This is a genomic window from Dermacoccus sp. Ellin185 (assembly GCF_000152185.1).
Lineage (GTDB): Bacteria > Actinomycetota > Actinomycetes > Actinomycetales > Dermatophilaceae > Dermacoccus > Dermacoccus nishinomiyaensis.
In genome coordinates this window covers 1-15,541 of sequence record NZ_AEIQ01000062.1, presented here as the reverse complement: position 1 = coordinate 15,541, position 15,541 = coordinate 1, and the positions used below count along the sequence as shown (strand labels likewise).

The 15,541-nt window shown below is 69.3% G+C and carries 17 protein-coding genes and 1 tRNA gene; 4 read left to right on the top strand and 14 right to left on the bottom strand.

The window, feature by feature from the left end; all coding sequences use genetic code 11:
* The first annotated feature begins 40 nt into the window (after positions 1-40).
* Positions 41-298 carry a GNAT family N-acetyltransferase gene (locus HMPREF0321_RS17370; protein ID WP_371168041.1) on the top strand — a complete coding sequence of 86 codons (258 nt, stop codon included), beginning with the start codon at positions 41-43 and terminating at the stop codon, positions 296-298.
* A 53-nt stretch (positions 299-351) separates the two neighbouring features.
* Here the strand turns inward: HMPREF0321_RS17370 and HMPREF0321_RS05970 are convergent, their stop codons facing one another.
* The 13 genes from HMPREF0321_RS05970 to HMPREF0321_RS05910 form a co-directional block, all read right to left on the bottom strand.
* Positions 352-981, bottom strand: coding sequence for a LysE family translocator (locus HMPREF0321_RS05970; protein ID WP_371168040.1), 630 nt, complete (start codon positions 979-981; stop codon positions 352-354).
* Between the two features lie 1,084 nt (positions 982-2,065).
* Positions 2,066-3,106 (bottom strand): cytochrome c biogenesis protein ResB, encoded by a 1,041-nt coding sequence (locus HMPREF0321_RS16740; protein WP_205747109.1) that lies wholly within the window; start codon positions 3,104-3,106, stop codon positions 2,066-2,068.
* On the bottom strand, positions 3,088-3,762 hold the full coding sequence (locus HMPREF0321_RS16735) for a cytochrome c biogenesis protein ResB (protein WP_006944953.1): 675 nt from the start codon (positions 3,760-3,762) through the stop codon (positions 3,088-3,090). The genes HMPREF0321_RS16740 and HMPREF0321_RS16735 overlap by 19 nt, the downstream gene beginning before the upstream one ends.
* Before the next feature lie 81 nt (positions 3,763-3,843).
* The gene (locus HMPREF0321_RS05955) at positions 3,844-4,446 is read right to left on the bottom strand and encodes a hypothetical protein (protein WP_050786494.1); all 603 of its coding nucleotides are present in this window, start codon (positions 4,444-4,446) and stop codon (positions 3,844-3,846) included.
* 434 nt (positions 4,447-4,880) lie between these two features.
* Positions 4,881-5,261 carry a hypothetical protein gene (locus tag HMPREF0321_RS17365; RefSeq protein ID WP_006944944.1) on the bottom strand — a complete coding sequence of 127 codons (381 nt, stop codon included), beginning with the start codon at positions 5,259-5,261 and terminating at the stop codon, positions 4,881-4,883.
* A 264-nt stretch (positions 5,262-5,525) separates the two neighbouring features.
* A tRNA-Cys gene (locus HMPREF0321_RS05945) sits at positions 5,526-5,599 on the bottom strand.
* A gap of 7 nt (positions 5,600-5,606) precedes the next feature.
* The gene (locus tag HMPREF0321_RS05940) at positions 5,607-6,131 is read right to left on the bottom strand and encodes a carboxymuconolactone decarboxylase family protein (protein WP_006944983.1); all 525 of its coding nucleotides are present in this window, start codon (positions 6,129-6,131) and stop codon (positions 5,607-5,609) included.
* 47 nt (positions 6,132-6,178) lie between these two features.
* Complete coding sequence (locus tag HMPREF0321_RS05935) at positions 6,179-6,514, bottom strand: metal-sensitive transcriptional regulator (RefSeq protein ID WP_170957177.1); 336 nt, start codon at positions 6,512-6,514, stop codon at positions 6,179-6,181.
* Between the two features lie 11 nt (positions 6,515-6,525).
* Complete coding sequence (locus HMPREF0321_RS05930; protein WP_006944959.1) at positions 6,526-8,691, bottom strand: heavy metal translocating P-type ATPase; 2,166 nt, start codon at positions 8,689-8,691, stop codon at positions 6,526-6,528.
* Positions 8,692-8,735: 44 nt separating this feature from the next.
* Entirely contained in the window at positions 8,736-9,341 is a 606-nt protein-coding gene (locus HMPREF0321_RS05925; RefSeq protein WP_006944980.1) for a YdhK family protein, read from the bottom strand.
* Positions 9,342-9,455: 114 nt separating this feature from the next.
* A complete protein-coding gene (locus tag HMPREF0321_RS05920; RefSeq protein ID WP_006944982.1) occupies positions 9,456-9,728 on the bottom strand; it encodes a YHS domain-containing protein in 273 nt (90 codons plus the stop codon).
* Positions 9,729-9,780: 52 nt separating this feature from the next.
* Positions 9,781-12,048, bottom strand: coding sequence for a cation-translocating P-type ATPase (locus tag HMPREF0321_RS05915; protein ID WP_006944948.1), 2,268 nt, complete (start codon positions 12,046-12,048; stop codon positions 9,781-9,783).
* Between the two features lie 146 nt (positions 12,049-12,194).
* On the bottom strand, positions 12,195-12,404 hold the full coding sequence (locus HMPREF0321_RS05910) for a heavy-metal-associated domain-containing protein (RefSeq protein WP_006944934.1): 210 nt from the start codon (positions 12,402-12,404) through the stop codon (positions 12,195-12,197).
* A gap of 150 nt (positions 12,405-12,554) precedes the next feature.
* Between HMPREF0321_RS05910 and HMPREF0321_RS05905 the strand changes: the two genes are divergently transcribed.
* From HMPREF0321_RS05905 to HMPREF0321_RS05895, 3 genes are all read left to right on the top strand, one after another.
* Positions 12,555-13,001 carry a DUF6153 family protein gene (locus tag HMPREF0321_RS05905; protein ID WP_129358159.1) on the top strand — a complete coding sequence of 149 codons (447 nt, stop codon included), beginning with the start codon at positions 12,555-12,557 and terminating at the stop codon, positions 12,999-13,001.
* Between the two features lie 212 nt (positions 13,002-13,213).
* Positions 13,214-14,719: a multicopper oxidase family protein gene (locus HMPREF0321_RS05900; RefSeq protein WP_006944933.1), complete on the top strand. Its 1,506-nt coding sequence runs from the start codon at positions 13,214-13,216 to the stop codon at positions 14,717-14,719.
* A 103-nt stretch (positions 14,720-14,822) separates the two neighbouring features.
* The gene (locus tag HMPREF0321_RS05895) at positions 14,823-15,194 is read left to right on the top strand and encodes a metalloregulator ArsR/SmtB family transcription factor (RefSeq protein WP_006944961.1); all 372 of its coding nucleotides are present in this window, start codon (positions 14,823-14,825) and stop codon (positions 15,192-15,194) included.
* A 35-nt stretch (positions 15,195-15,229) separates the two neighbouring features.
* Here the strand turns inward: HMPREF0321_RS05895 and HMPREF0321_RS05890 are convergent.
* Positions 15,230-15,541: integrase core domain-containing protein (locus HMPREF0321_RS05890; protein WP_006944957.1), on the bottom strand; the 312-nt coding region annotated here is incomplete at its 5' end.

Here is a 15,541-nt window from a genome sequence, read left to right as displayed (position 1 = left end):
AGTTCAGACGCGTGACACTAGTGACTTCGGCCAGTGGTACGTGGCTGGGCTCGGTGTGGCACCTGTCGCCCGCCGTCAAGGCCTAGCGCGGAAGCTCATACACGCTGCACTGACAGCAGTTGAGGCCCGGGGTGGTGACAGCGTATGGCTCAGGGTGCTCTCATCCAACGTGGGAGCTGTTGCGCTCTATTCGGCGCTCGGGTTCGCCGAGGTGGCTCGGTTCGCCGACGCATTTGAAGATCGCCCGGGGGTGGATGACTTGCGACTGTCGGCGCAGCTGCCTCTCGCGGGCGCATGAACGGCGGGTTGAGCTACCGGACCGCTGCGATGGTGCAGAGCCTTTCGTTTGAGCTACACCTGTCGGACGGCTTCGATGATGATGACGCAGCCAAGAACGGCGTAGACCGTGGCCGCAAGGTAGTTCAACGCCGCGCTAGCTCGCGGACTGCTAGTGAATCGCTCATGAAAAGTGCCCGCGAGAGCACCGACGGTGCCGTAGAGCACGAACTCGGTGCACACATTGACTGCGCCGAGTAGGGCCATCTGCGCTGTCGTGTTGGTGGCGTGGCCGGTGAAGCGCGGGAGGACGGCGAGGAAGAACAGGATGATCTTGGGGTTCGTCAGGCTGACCGACAGACCCCGCAGGTACCACCGCCCGGCGGCGACGTCGCCGATCGCAGATGCCTCGCGAGCATGGCGCACGGTAGTCACCGACAGCCAGAGCAGATAAGCAGCCCCAAGCAGCTTCAGGCCGGTCAGCAAATCAGGGTGACTTTTGGCGACCTCACCCAGGCCAACAACGACTGCGGCGGCGTAGACGCTCATTCCGGTAGCGATGCCAAGGATCGCTTTGAGCGCGGCTCTGCGCCCTCCCTCGAGTCCGACCGCGAGCATGTACGCCATGTCTGGGCCGGGTGGGATGAGGAACACCAGAATGACACCGAGGAAGCCCGGCAGTACGGACAGGTCGACCACGAGCATCCTCTCCGCCGGCGACGCCCTCGTGGCGCCGCCCTCACGCTACTGCGTCTTCTACCTAGGGCGGGGCGCTGGTTCCCACGGTCCGCGAAACCGTTCGTTTGAGCTACTCGCAAACTCGAGATCATGTGGCTATGTCAAGGTGATCTGGGCCCACGCTGACGGCCTGGTTTGGGCCCACTTCGTCTGTTCTTAGGTCCCGAGGTGGGTGAGCGCTGGTTGGAGCACCTCGTGGAGTCGGTCGACCGCCCGGTGCAGTTCGGATGCTGTGCTGCCGAGGGTTCCCAGAACTGTTGCGACGTCTGCGTGGAAGGTTCCTGTCGTGATCTGTAGCTGGTCCACGCTCGGGACCAGGCCTTTCTCGGTGGTGACCCAGTTTCGGGCGTAGGCGTGCAGCCCGTGGGCACATATCAGCGTGGCGTGCGCGCAACAAAGACCGACGTGCGTGGTGTCACATTTGTCCGCACCTTTGTGTGCGCCATCGAGGTCGAAAGTGACCTGCCACGTGTTCTGGATGAGAGCTTCACGCAACAGGCCTGGGTACGGGTCGAGCCGGCTCTTCCACGTGTCGAGTCGGTGGTGGGGGTCTGCGAGAGGGCGGCCTGTCGCTACTTCGCCGGCGTAGCTGACGTCGAGAAATCCCAGGGGGTGCCCGGGTTGGGTGTGGAAGGCGAAGAGACCGCCCCGTGCTCGTGTGCACTGTTTGTCTACGTGGTCTACGTTGCGAAGGATCCAGTCGACAGGTGTACCGGTAACGCGCAGCCACGCACCTCCCTCGACCCATGCTCCCCATTCCCCTGGCGCAGCAACGGGGACGGGTTCATCGGCGTACTTCGCGGCCAATGTCTGAAGGTGCGCGGTATCGAGATTCGGCCGGGATCCCCGGTTCCCTCCCGTCGACCCGGGCCGTGTGCGCTCGTCCCGGCAGCCGTCGCGGTGGACGCCGCCAGCCCCCGCTCCGGGGCCGGGTCGACGTTGCGAGCCTCGATCCTGCGCGCGGCCGCCCACTCGATGCTGTGCATGCAGAATGCCAGCAGGTGCAGCACGGTCGCGGTGACGAAGGCGAGGCTGGAGAAGTATGTCGTGGTCATCTCGTCTCCTGCGATGAAGTGGTGTCGTGATGGGTCCGAACCGCCGGGTTGGGGGCGGCCAGGTCGAGGTCGCGGACGACGGCGACCAGGTCGTCGGGCAGGCCGGCCCGGCCCTCGGCGCGGTCCAGGCGTGCGATCTCCAGCGTCGAGCGTCCCTGCTGGGAGCGGATCCGGACCCAGACGCGTCGTGGGCGGATGCAGAGGGACAGGCACAGGCCGAGCACAGCGAACGTGATCGCAGCGACCGCGATCGGAGCGCCGGGGGTGTCGCCCACCTGCAGCTTGACCCATCGCTGGACGCCGTCGAGCTGGATCGAGCCCTGGCCGTCGGGCAACTTCTGGATGTAGCCGGGCCGCAGGACGAAGCGCAGCGGCTGCCCGGGCTTCTGCGGATTCCTGATCTGCTGCAGGCCGCGGGTGTTGAGGGAGTAGACGCTCTCGGGCTGACCGGTCTCGACTCCCGGCTCGCCGGACCAGGCGTTCAGGAACAGCTGAGGGTTCAGCGCGTCGGGGAACACCGACCGCGGCCCGTTGGCGTCCACCGCGGCGCTGGGCAGGAAGAACCCTTCGAAGCCGAGTCGGCGCGGGCGGGCGTCGGGTGCCTTGATCGCGCCGGCGGAGGTGAAGTTGCCGTCCTGCGGCAGGAAGATCACCGCTCCGGAGTAGGCGACGTTGCCGTCGCCGTCCTTCACCGTGACCACCGGCGCGTACCCCCAGGCGATCAGATGCACCTTCTGGCCCCCGGCCAGCTCGAGAGGATGGTTGACCTGGAGCGTCTCCCGGCGCGGCCTGGCACCGGGGCGGTCGGTGACGGTGACGACGGCCTTGAACTGCCGGGCCGCTCCTCGCTGCACGTCTCCGGTCTCGAACTTCACGTCGAAGCTGTCGAGCTTGAGGCTGAACGGGGTCAGCGACGACTGGCGGAACAGCGGCCCGGCCTTGAAGTCGTCGTACTGGACCAGGTCGTTGGAGAAGCTGTCGCCGCCGACGACCAGTGCGCGGTCGCCCCGGAAGTTGGTCAGCCAGACCACGGCCACGCGACCAGCAGGAGCACCAGGCTGATGTGGAAGACGAGGTTGCCGGCCTCGCGGAGGTAGCCCCGCTCCGCCGACACCGACCCGTCGTCGTTGCGCGCGACGCGGTAGCGGCGCGCCCTCAGTTGCCTGGCGGCGCGCTCCAGGATCTCGGCCGATCCCGGAGCGTCGCCGGGCAGCTCCGTCGACGCGTAGGCGGGCATCCGACGCAGGTGCCGCGGCGTCCTCGGCGGACGGCGACGGAGGGCGCGCAGGTACACGCCCGTCCGAGGGACGATGCAGCCGATCAGGCTGATGAACAGCAGCAGGTAGATCGCGGACAACCACGGCGAGGTGTACACGTCGAACAGGCCGACCCTCTGATAGATCGGCGCTAACGTCGGGTGCTGCCGGACGAACATGCTGACCATCACCGGCGAGATGTTCTGCTGCGGCACCAATGATCCCGGCACCGCTGCCAGTGCCAGCAGGAACAGCAGGACCAGGGCCGTGCGCATGGTGTCTAGCTGCGTCCACAGGAACCGCAGCCCGCCGGGGAGGCCGATCGACGCTGGGGCCGAGTGGCCGGCGACGGCGTTCGCCGACCTCGCGCTGCCGATCTGGCCGTCGTCGCGCACGTCGTCGTCGGTGCGAGCATTCAGGGCCGCGGGGAATCTCATGATCGGATCCCCTGCCTTACCGAGGACGTCGAGGGCCGCGACGTGCGCCGACGCGCCAGTCGTCCGCCGCGCCGGATGCGCTCACTCATCGGGATCGAAGGCGAAGCTGGAGGCCGGAGCGTCGGTTGCGTTCCGCGGCCCGTAGATCAGCGAGATCTGCCGCCGCTCACCGAGTTCGATCTTCGCCGGGTTGCCTTCGACCAACTTGCCGTCGACATAGGCGCGCAGGCTGTCGGTCTTGGTGTTGTTCAGCCCTCCGACCCCGTCGCCATCGAGCCGGACGTCCCATTCGGCGAACACCTGCCCGAGCGTGTAGACGCCGTCCTTGGTCGGGGACTCGACGTGCAGGACGCCGCGCTCGTCGTGGGTGTGCAGCTCCGACATCGCTCCGGTCCTCGGATCGACGCCGATGGAGGAGGGCACCGCCAGCGGCTGACCGTTGACGGTGATGTCCAGATGGGAGTGGAAATGCGTCGCGGTGCCCTCCATCTTCGAGACCTGGAGGCCGGCGGCCTTCGCCGCCGACTCCGGGTCGGACGGCAGCTGCCAGGGCGGCATGCCGCGCTGTCCTCTAGCGCCGACGACCCCGCCGGCCGCGTCGGGGGAGGAGGTCTGCCGCACGAGCACCCAGATGCCGATGCTCAGCCCGATGGCGACGACAGCGGCGGTGATGCCGTAGGCCACCCGTCGATGCATTCGGGCCCTGGTCTCCTGGCGTCTCATCTCCGCCAGGCGTGCGCGGGCCGATCCGCGTTGACCCGGTGGCGGCGTGGGCCGAGGGTTCCGGCCCTTCGAGTTCTTGCCTGTTCGATTCTGGTTCACGTCTGATTCCCTCGATCGTGCCTGAGGCTCGAGGTCGCTCGAGGAGCTCGGGCCATCGCTGCGCTGGTCGTGGGACCACGGCAGCGGACCGGCCCCGCGAAGGGCTCTCGGAGGGTCCTCAGGATTCTTGCTGGAATAGGGTTCTCGCCGCGGGGCGGGTGATGACGACACCGCCGCCGCGGCGCTTCAGCAGGGCCGCAGACGCAAGGGAGGTCTCCGACGGAACCTCTGCGGGGGAAGGCGCAGAGCAGGGGCGTCATCGGATCGACCGGCCGTCGGTCAGCGGCGAGTGGACCTCAGGTCCGCAGGATCGACAGCTCGATCAGGCTCGGCGGCGTCCTCAGCAGCCATCGCTGGCGGCGTCGCGTCGACGCCGGGCGGCTGGATCGGCAATACCACCAACGTCCGACGGTCCGCCTCTTGTCCAGCGCGGCGATCGCGAACAGCACGAAGACCATCACGCAGCCCGCCGCCGCGAGGCAGCCCATCGGGTCCATCGGGGCTTCGCCGGTCGAAGATCCGCCTGTCGAGGCAGCGGCGCAGCCGGGGCAGCTCATCGGCTCGTGGTGTGCGGAGCCGTCGGCATCTGAGGCTGCTACCGGCTGTCCGAGCACGACGGCCTGGCCCACGGCCGCGTCGGGGGCGGGGGACGCGTCCCCCTGCGACATGAGGTTCATCCCGACGATGCCGACCAGGATGGCGAGCAGAGCACCCCAATGGACGAGCCGGGTCCGGGCGGGCAGTGTTCTATGCACTCGTCCGGACCTCCCATCCTCGTGCCGCCGGCGAGCGGCGGCCTGTCGGCTTCCCCTGTCGTATGTCGTCGTCGAAGCAAGCCCAGCCAAACCGGTGCTCAGATTCGGCCGGCCTGCTCGACGATTCGTATTCGATGAGGACTGCGGGAAGACTGAACACGGAGAATGCATTCCACGGGCGTCGGATGGAGGTGCCTACGGGATTCGAACCCGTGTGGACGGCTTTGCAGGCCGCTGCCTATCCTCTCGGCCAAGGCACCGTGGGTGTCAGCCTTCCTCGCCCGGAGTGAGCCCGGCGACGAGGTTGAACGCTCCGGTGATGATGTTGAGGGAGACGACTCCGACGACGTCGGCGATCGCCCGGTCGCTGTAGCCGAGGGCGCGCAGCTCCTCGACCTGCTCGTCGGTGATGGACGCCGGCGCGCGGTAGACCTGCAGGCCCAGAGCGATGATCGCGGCCAACTCCGGACGGCTCGCGGTGCTCAGCTGCGCGAGCTCGATCTCGTAGTCGGCGACGCCGAGCGACTTGGCCGCCTCGATGTGCGAGGCCAGGCAGAGGCCGCACCCCTGTTGTTCCTGGACCGCGATGGAGATCAGCTCGCTGGTCGCGCGGTCGAGCTTGGCGCGGCGCATGGCCTTGCTCAGGCCGAGGTAGCCGCCGAGCACGGCGGGGGAGTGGGCCATGGTGGCGACCATGTCGCCCACGGTGCCGTGGCGCTCGACGAGGTCGCCGAGCAGCTCGCGGGACGTGCCGGCGGCGGTTTCCGGAGTCAGTGGTTCGAAGCGGGCCATGGGTTCCTCCTCCCCTTTGGGACGGTTGCTGTGGTCGCGGTGCTGGTTCAGGACCGCACGAGACGGTTGATGGCGTCGCTGGCTTCCTGGATCTTGGCGAGGGCCGCGTCGTCGTCGCCCTGCTTGGCGGCGTCGAGGACGCAGTGCTTGAGGTGGTCGTCGAGCAGCCCGGTCGCGACGCCATGCAGGGCCCGGGTGAGCGCCGAGACCTGGGTGAGGATGTCGATGCAGTACTTCTCGTCGTCGATCATCTTGGCGATGCCGCGGGCCTGGCCCTCGATGCGCTTCATGCGCTGGAGGTAGCGGTCCTTGTCGCTGATGTAGCCGTGCTGGTGGTGCTCGGCGTCGATGGCGGTGTCATCGGTGGCGGTGTCGGTGGTCATGAGCGTGTCCTTCACTTCTGGCGATCCAGGACGGAGCGGGTGCTGGCTTGGGGTGTGAGGTCGATGCGCCGCAGCAGCTGGGCGTTGAGTGCGACGACGACGGTGGACAGGGACATCAGGATCGCGCCGACCGACATGGGCAGGACGAACCCGAGGGGTGCGAGGAGGCCTGCCGCGAGCGGCACGGAGAGGAGGTTGTAGCCGGCTGCCCACCACAGGTTCTGCTTCATCTTCCGATAGGCGGCCCGGGAGAGCTGGATGACCGACAGGACGCTGCGCGGGTCGGAGCTGGCGAGGATGACGCCGGCGGAGGCGATGGCGACGTCCGTGCCGGCCCCGATGGCGATGCCGACGTCGGCCTGCGCGAGGGCGGGAGCGTCGTTGACGCCGTCGCCGACCATGGCGACCTTCTTGCCCTCGTGCTGCAGCTGGGCGACCTTAGCGGACTTGTCCTCGGGGCGGACGCCGGCGAAGACGCGGTCGATGCCGAGCTCCTTTCCGACCTCGTTCGCGACGGCCTCGGCGTCGCCGGTGATCATGACGACCTCGACGCCGAGCTCATGGAGGGCGTCGACGGCGTCGCGGGACTCGGACCGGACCTCGTCGGCGAGCTTCAGGCCGCCGATCACCGTCCCGTCCCGGAGGACGTGGAGGATGATCGCGCCCTCGGCGCGCCAGGCGTCGGCGGTGTCGACCTCGGACTGCGCGGTCTCCTCGAGCAGGCGGGGTCCGCCGACGCGGATCTCCCGGCCGGCCACAGTCGCGGTGACACCGACGGCGGGCGAGGAAGAGAAGCCGCTCCCGGGCTCGAATGCGAGGCTGCGGTCCTTGGCGGCGGCGACAATGGCCTTCGCGAGGGGGTGCTCGCTGTCGGCCTCGGCGGAGGCGGCCAGGGCGAGGACCTGGTCGGCGTCCAGGTCGCCGACCGGCTCGACGCCGGTGACGGTGGGCTCGCCCCGGGTCAGCGTGCCGGTCTTGTCGAAGAGAACCGCGTCGACCTGGCGCATGGACTCCAGCGCGAGGCGGTCCTTGACCAGGACGCCGCCGCGGGCGGCGCGCTCGGTGGCGATGGAGACCACCAGCGGGATCGCCAGACCCAGGGCGTGCGGGCAGGCGATCACCAGGACGGTGATGACCCGGACGACCGCGTCGTCGGGGCTGCCGATCAGCGTCCAGGCCACGGCGGTGACCAGCGCGGCTCCGAGGGCGAACCAGAACAGCCAGGCGGCGGCGCGGTCGGCGATGCGCTGAGCGCGGGAGGAGGAGCCCTGCGCCTCGGCGACGAGCCGGTTGATGCCGGCCAGGGCGGTGTCGTCGCCGGTGGCGGTGATCTCGACCCGCAGGCCGGAGTCGGTGGCCACCGTGCCGGCGGTGACCGGGTCGCCCTCGCCGCGGGCGACGGGCCGGGACTCGCCGGTGATCATCGACTCGTCCATGTCGGCGTGGCCGTCGACGACGGTGCCGTCGGCGGGGACGCTGCCGCCGGGGCGGACGATGACGACGTCGCCGACGCGAAGCTCGGCGGGGTCCACCTTGACGATGTCGTCGCCCTCGACGCGCTCGGCCTCGTCGGGCAGCAGGGCGGCAAGCGAGTCGAGCGCGGAGGTGGTCTGGGCCAGGGAGCGCATCTCGATCCAGTGCCCCAGCAGCATGATGACGATCAGCAGCGCCAGCTCCCACCAGAACTCCAGCTCGTGGTGGACGAGCCCGAGGGTGGCGGCCCAGGAGGCGAAGAACGCCACGGTGATCGCCAGCGCGATCAGCAGCATCATCCCCGGCTTGCGGCTCCTCAGCTCGCTCCAGGCACCGGTGAGGAACGGCTTGCCGCCCCAGACGTACATGACGGTGCCGAGCACCGCTGCGACCCACCCCGCCCAGCCGGGCACGGAGTACCCGAGCAGCATGGCGAACATGGGCGAGAGCCCCACCACCGGGGCGGCGATGACGAGGTTGATCCAGAACAGCCGACGGAACTGGCCGACGTGGTCCCCGTGGCCTCCATGACCGCCGTGACCGGCGTGGTCTCCGTGCTGCCCCTGGTGCGCGACGTGGCCTGCGTGCCCCGCGTGCGGATCTTCCCCGTGGCCGGGCGCGGTGGTCGCGACGGCGTGCCCGCTGTGGGCGGGCGCGTCTGCGGTGTCGCCGTGGTGGTGCTGATGCGCGTTCGGGTCTGTCATTGCTGCTTCCCTTGTCCGGGCCCTGCTCTGCGGTGGTGGCCGGCTCAGGAGGCCGGCTTGATCTCGCTCTCGACGACCCACTTGTGGTTGGTCATCTTCATGCCGCCTGCTTCGTAGTCGACCATGTAGACGGTCTCGTCGGTGGAGGAGGCGATGGTGGCCTTCGCGCCCTTCATGCCCTTCATGTGCTCGGCCTCCAGGGTGACTTCGGTGCCGTCGGCCAGCTGCTTGCTGCCGGCGTCCTTGATCTCCTGCTGGACGACCCACTTGTGGTCCTTGACCGGTTCGCCGCCGGTGGTGGGCGTGAAGTTCACCGCGTAGGTGTAGGTGTCGTACGCGCCGACGATCGTGGCCTTCGCGCCGTCCATGCCCATCATGTGGTCGGCGGTGAGGATCACCTGGGTGCCGACCGGGTACTTGGGGGAGGCGGCCTTCTCGATGCCGGCGGGCGCTGGGCCGCCGTCCATCGGGTGCTCCATCGAGGAGTGGTCCATCCCGCCGTCGCTGCTGGCCGGGGAGCTCGTCGAGCTGCTGCCGCCGTGGTGCGGGCCGGCTTTCGAGGGGTCCTGGTCGCCGGAGCTGCAGCCGGTCAGCAGGAGTGCTCCGCCGAGCACTCCTGCTGCGAGGGTCATGGTGAGGCGCTTGCGCATGTGGTCTCCTGTTCGTTGCCTTGTCCATCTCCGACCATATACCCCGGTGGGGTATATCGCAATCCTGCTGGTCCGCCGGAGCGTCTATCTGGGCGCTCCGATCCGGTGCTCGGACTACGCCATGGCGGCGGCGTACTTGGCGGGGTCGGCGTCGAAGGCCGGCCCGCAGCCGGCGCAGCAGAACCAGTAGCGCTGGCCTCGGTAGTCGCGGAAGAGGCCTGCCGCCTCGGCCGCGGTCTTGCTGACCCGGCTGCCGACCATGACGGGGCAGGTGGTCATGTCGTCGCTGCCGCTCAGCAGGTTCTCGCGGCCCTCGGCGTCGACCGCCGGGTTCGCGGCGCTGGAGGTGCTGCAGCAGCTGGCGTGGGCGTGGGAGTCGTTCGTCATCGTCGGATGCCTCTCGTGCGATCAGTTCAGTTCGGGTGGGTGGTTGTGCGGGTCAGTGCGGGGTGACGCTGCGGAATCCGCGCAGGCGGAGGCTGTTGCCGACGACGAAGACGGATGAGAACGCCATCGCCGCGCCCGCGAGCATGGGGTTGAGCATGCCCAGCGCCGCGACCGGGATGGCCGCGACGTTGTAGGCGAAGGCCCAGAACAGGTTGGCCTTGATGGTGCCCAAGGTCCGGCGGGACAGCCGGATCGCGTCGACGGCGGCCCGCAGGTCCCCGCGCACCAGAGTGATGTCGGAGGCCTCGATGGCGACGTCGGTGCCGGTGCCCATCGCCAGACCCAGATCGGCCTGGGCGAGGGCGGGGGCGTCGTTGACGCCGTCGCCGACCATCGCGACGACCTTGCCTTCGCCCTGGAGGCGGGCGACGACGTCGACCTTGTCCTTGGGCAGGACCTCGGCGATGACCTGGTCGATGCCGACCTCGGCGGCGATCCGCTTCGCGACGGCCTCGTTGTCTCCGGTGAGCAGCACCGGGGTCAGGCCCAGGCCCTTCAGGCCCTGGATCGCCTCGGCGCTGGTGGGCTTGACCGTGTCGGCCACGACGAGGACGCCGCGGGCCTGCCCGTCCCAGCCGACGGCGACGACGGTCTTGCCCTCGGCCTCGGCTGCGGCCTTGGCGGCGGCGACGTCAGGGGAGAGGTGCTGGGACCAGTCGGCCAGCAGGGACTCCCGGCCGACGAGCACGGCGTGGCCGTCGACGACGCCCTGCACGCCCTTGCCCTCGACGTTGGCGAAGTCCTCCGGCGTCGGGAGCTGGCCGGTCTCCTGGACCGCGCCCTTGGCGACGGCCTGGGCGATCGGGTGCTCGGAGGCGTCCTCCAGGGCCCCGGCCAGGCGGAGCAGCTCGGCGCGGTCGGTGCCGGCCTCGGCGATCACGTCGACCAGGGTCATCCTGCCGGTGGTGACGGTGCCGGTCTTGTCCAGCACGACGGTGTCGACCTTGCGGGTGGATTCGAGGACCTCGGGGCCCTTGATCAGGATGCCCAGCTGCGCGCCGCGGCCGGTGCCGACCAGCAGTGCGGTCGGGGTGGCGAGGCCCAGGGCGCAGGGGCAGGCGATGACGAGGACCGCGACCGCGGCGGTGAACGCCGTCGAGACGCCGGCCCCGGAGATCAGCCACGCCGCCAGGGCGACGAGCGCGATGGCGATGACGATCGGGACGAACACTCCGGAGATCCTGTCGGCCAGCCGCTGGACAGCGGCCTTGCCGGACTGGGCGTCCTCGACCAGCTTGGCCATCTGCGCCAGCTGGGTGTCCGAGCCGACGCGGGTCGCCCGGACGACGAGCCGGCCGCCGGCGTTCACGGTGGCCCCGGTGACCGGGTCGCCCGGTGCGACCTCCACCGGCACCGATTCGCCGGTGAGCATGGATGCGTCCACCGCGGAGCTGCCGGAGACGACCGTCCCGTCGGTGGCGATCTTCTCTCCGGGCCGGACGACGAACTCGTCGCCAACGGCCAGCTCTGCGGTCGGGATCTTGACCTCGGCCCCGCCGCGCAGCACCGAGACCTCCTTCGCTCCGAGATTGAGCAAGGTGCGCAGGGCCGCGCCTGCCTGGCGCTTGGACCGCTTCTCGAAGTAGCGACCGGCGAGGATGAACATCGTCACCCCGGCGGCCGCCTCGAGGTAGATGTTGCCCGCGCCGTCGGAGCGGGCCAGCGCGAACTCGAACGGGTGCTTCATCCCCGGCATACCGGCGTGGCCGAAGAACAGCGCGTACAGCGACCACAGGAACGCCGCCGAGGTGCCCATCGAGACGAGCGTGTCCATCGTCGCGGTGCCGTGCTTGAGGTTAATCCACGATGCCTTGTGGAACGGCCAGCCCGCCCACACGATCACCGGCGCGGCCAGGGTCAGCGAGGCCCACTGCCAGTAGGTGAACTGCAGGGCAGGGATCATCGCCATCGCGATCACCGGCACGGTGAGCACGATCGACCCGATCAGCCTCTGCCTCAGAGAGATCAGCTCAGGGTCGGCGTCCGCGCCTCCGTCGGAGGCGTCATCGGTCTTCGCGTCCGGGGGCTCGGGCAGGGCGGCGGTGTAGCCGGTCTTCTCGACCTCGGCGACCAGCAGCTGCGGGTCGTAGCCCGCGGGCACGGTGACCTTGGCCTTCTCTGTGGCGTAGTTGACCGACGCGGTGACGCCGTCGAGCCTGTTGAGCTTGCGCTCAATCCGGTTCGCGCACGAGGCGCACGTCATCCCGCCGATCTCCAGCTCGATGCCGGCGTCCGTGCTGAGCGGCGCTGGTGCAGTCATCCTCTGCGTCCTTTCTTCTCCGGGCTTTGAGACGTCCGGTTCGTGCGCAGGGGCGGTCATGTCGCCGATGCGGTCAGTGGTGCGCGCTCCGCCCCCGCCGCCGTCGGGGTCGACGGGGAGCGTGAGCCGCGCTGGTGGTGGTGTCGTCAGGCGCGCACGGCCGTGTAGCCGGCCTCCTCGACGGCGGCCAGGACCTTCGCGTCGTCGATCTCGCCGGAGCCCGACACGACGAGCTTGCCGGTCTGCGCGCTGACCTCGACGTCCTCGACGCCGGGGATCCCGCTGACCTCCTCGCGGACCGACATCTCGCAGTGCCCGCAGGTCATGCCCGTCACCTGGTACTCGTTCGCAGCCATCGAATGCCTCCTCAGCAGAGATACCCCCAGTGGGTACCGCGTACGAGTAACCGTATACCCCTGCCGGGTATTCCCGCAACGCGGGGGGTGCGCCTCGCCGACGGATCCTCCCTTGGAGACGGGATACGCCACCGGGGTATGCTGTGCAGCGTGGAGACCGCGACCGACGAACCCCGCCGCAGCCGGCACCGGCTGCAGCTCCTCGTCCTCGCGGCCCTGCTGATCGCCGGCCTCCTCGGAATGCACTCGCTGGCCAACGGTGCCGGGGCCACGGCCATGAGCGCCCCCATGGCCTCGATGAAGCATTCCGCCCCGGCGACGCCAGCTCTGACCGCAGAGGCGGCCGTCGCCCCCTCGTCGTCGACGTCCGGATCGCATGGCATGGTCCACGGCTCCGGCGGCTGCGCGGGTGCCATGAGCAGCGGCTCAGGCTCCACCTGCGTCCCCGGGCCGACCGGCAAGAGCATCCCCGTCCTTCCGGCCCCGCTCGCCGCGACCCTGCCCGAGCTCGGCCGCGCGCCCGAGCCGGTGCCGCCTCTCCAGACGCCCCGCCGATTAGCGCTGTCGCACCTGGAACTGTCGATCTATCGAACGTGAGCAGCGGGGAGCGCCCCCCAGCGGCGCTCCTGCCCATCGGGGCATGCCCATGCGCCTGCCCTGCATCTGCGACGGCATCGCGCCCAGATGGCGCTGACCCCTCTCCCGAGAGCCCTCGAGCCTGCGCATCCGATCACCCGTGGTCGTCGAGCGCGTCCAGGCCGATGCCCGTGGCACCGCTCACCATCGACACAGAAGGACACCGTTCAACCATGCACACCGACCTGAACCGCCGCCAGTTCCTCGCCGCCGGCGCACTGACCCTCACCGCCGCAGGCCTCGCCGGCTGCACCTCCACCAGCAAGACGACCTCGTTCGTCGGGCCCGACAGCGCCGCCGTCGAGAAGGCCGAATCCAAGCGCCGCCGCACCGGCACAACCGTGCAGCGTGCGCTGACCGCCGAGCCGACCACCGTGGACCTGGCCGGGAAGGAGGCGAAGACCTGGGCGTTCACCGGCGCGTCGGCGACCGAGCCGATCCGCGGCAACATCGGCGACACCCTGAAGGTCGCCCTGACCAACGATCTACCCGACCCGACCACCGTGCACTGGCACGGCCTGGCACTGCGCAACGACATGGACGGCGTGCCGAACCTGACGCAGAAGCCGGTCGAGCCAGGCGGCGCGTTCTCCTACGAGTTCGTGCTCCCGCACGCCGGGACCTACTGGTTCCACCCGCACGTCGGCGTCCAGCAGGACCGCGGCCTGTACGCCCCGCTGATCATCGACGACCCGAACGAGAAGGGCGACTACGACCAGGAGTGGATCATCGTCCTGGACGACTGGCTCGACGGCGTCATCGCGACGCCCGACCAGGTGATGAAGGAACTCGGCAAGGGCATGATGGACCACGGCGGAATGGACATGGGGCCGATGCGGATGGGCAACACCCTGATGGGGGCGACCTCGCCGCTGCTCGGCGGCGACGCCGGCGACGTCTACTATCCGCTCTACCTGATCAACGGCAGGCCAGCGGCCGACCCGGAGACCTTCACCGCGAAGCCGGGCCAGAAGATCAGACTGCGGATCATCAACGCCGGCGGCGACACCGCCTTCCGGTTCGGCGTCGCCGAGCACCCGCTCACCATCACCCACACCGACGGCTACCCGATCCAGCCGTTCGAGGCCGAGAGCGTCGTGCTCGGCATGGGCGAGCGCTACGACGCCGTCATCACCGCCGGCGACGGCGCGTTCGCCGTCGTCGCCGAGGCCCTTGGGAAGCAGGACCAGGCCGTCGCCGTCCTGCGCACCGGATCCGGCAGCGCCCCGGCCAAGGACGCGAAGCTCCCGCAGACGAAGGCTCCCGCCACCGCGGCCGACCTCAAGGCCATCGATGCGGTCGCCCTGCCCCAGCGCGCCGCCGACCGCACACTCGTCCTCGAGCTGACCGGGGGCATGGAGAAGTACGACTGGGCGATCAACGGCAAGCGCATGGACATGGAGCAGCCCATGCGCGACGCCCTCGGCCTCAAGGAGGGCGAGCGCGTCGCGCTGGAGTTCAAGAACTCGACCAAGATGTGGCATCCGATGCACCTGCACGGCCACACCTACCAGCATCCCGGAGGCGGGCCCCGCAAGGACACCTCGATCGTCCTGCCCGGCAAGACGCTCCGCGTCGAGTTCGACGCCGACAACCCCGGACGGTGGCTCACGCACTGCCACAACGTCTACCACGGCGAGGCCGGGATGATGACGGCGATCGCCTACCAGACGTCCTGATCCGACGAACGTTCGGGGGCGCGGCGACCGCGCCTCCGCGCCCCCGAGCCGTCGCGGCGTTCCGAAGTAGACGGAGCGATCCGGCACCTGCAATAATCTGCGTATGGACGCAGATAAGCAGAGATGCGGATTGGACCCGGACAGCCAGTACGTGGAGCTTGCGGTCGAGGTGTTCGGTCTGCTCGCCGACGCGACCCGGGTACGGATCATCCTGGCCCTGCGCGCCAGCGACGAGCTGTCGGTCAACCATCTCGCCGACATCGTCGACAAGTCGCCCGCCGCGGTCTCCCAGCACCTGGCGAGGCTGCGCATGGCTCGGATCGTGTCCACCCGGCAGGAGGGCCAGCGGGTCTTCTACCGACTGGAGAACGAGCACGCCTCACAGCTCGTGACCGACGCGATCTTCCAGGCCGAGCACTCCGTCGCCGAGGGGCACGTCCCGGCACACCACCACCAGGAACGAGAACGAGCATGACCCAGCACTGAAGCGCCCTGGGTTTCGTTCCGCGCTTATGTGGTGACGAGGGTTCTCGTCTGGGATTGATCGTAGGACGCTTCGACCTGGACCGGCGTGCGGTAGCCGAGTGCTTCGTGCAGGCGCTGGTGGTTCCACCAGGTCACCCACTCCGATGTCGCCAACTCGACCGCCGACGTCGACGGCCATGTCGTGCGTGAGTAGATCAGTTCGGCCTTGTACAACCCGTTGACCGTCTCAGCCAAGGCGTTGTCGTACGAATCGCCCACTGTCCCCACCGAAGGCGCGACGCCGTGCTCGGCCAGTGTGTCGGTGTAGGCCAGGCTGACGTACTGGGCAGGTTCAAC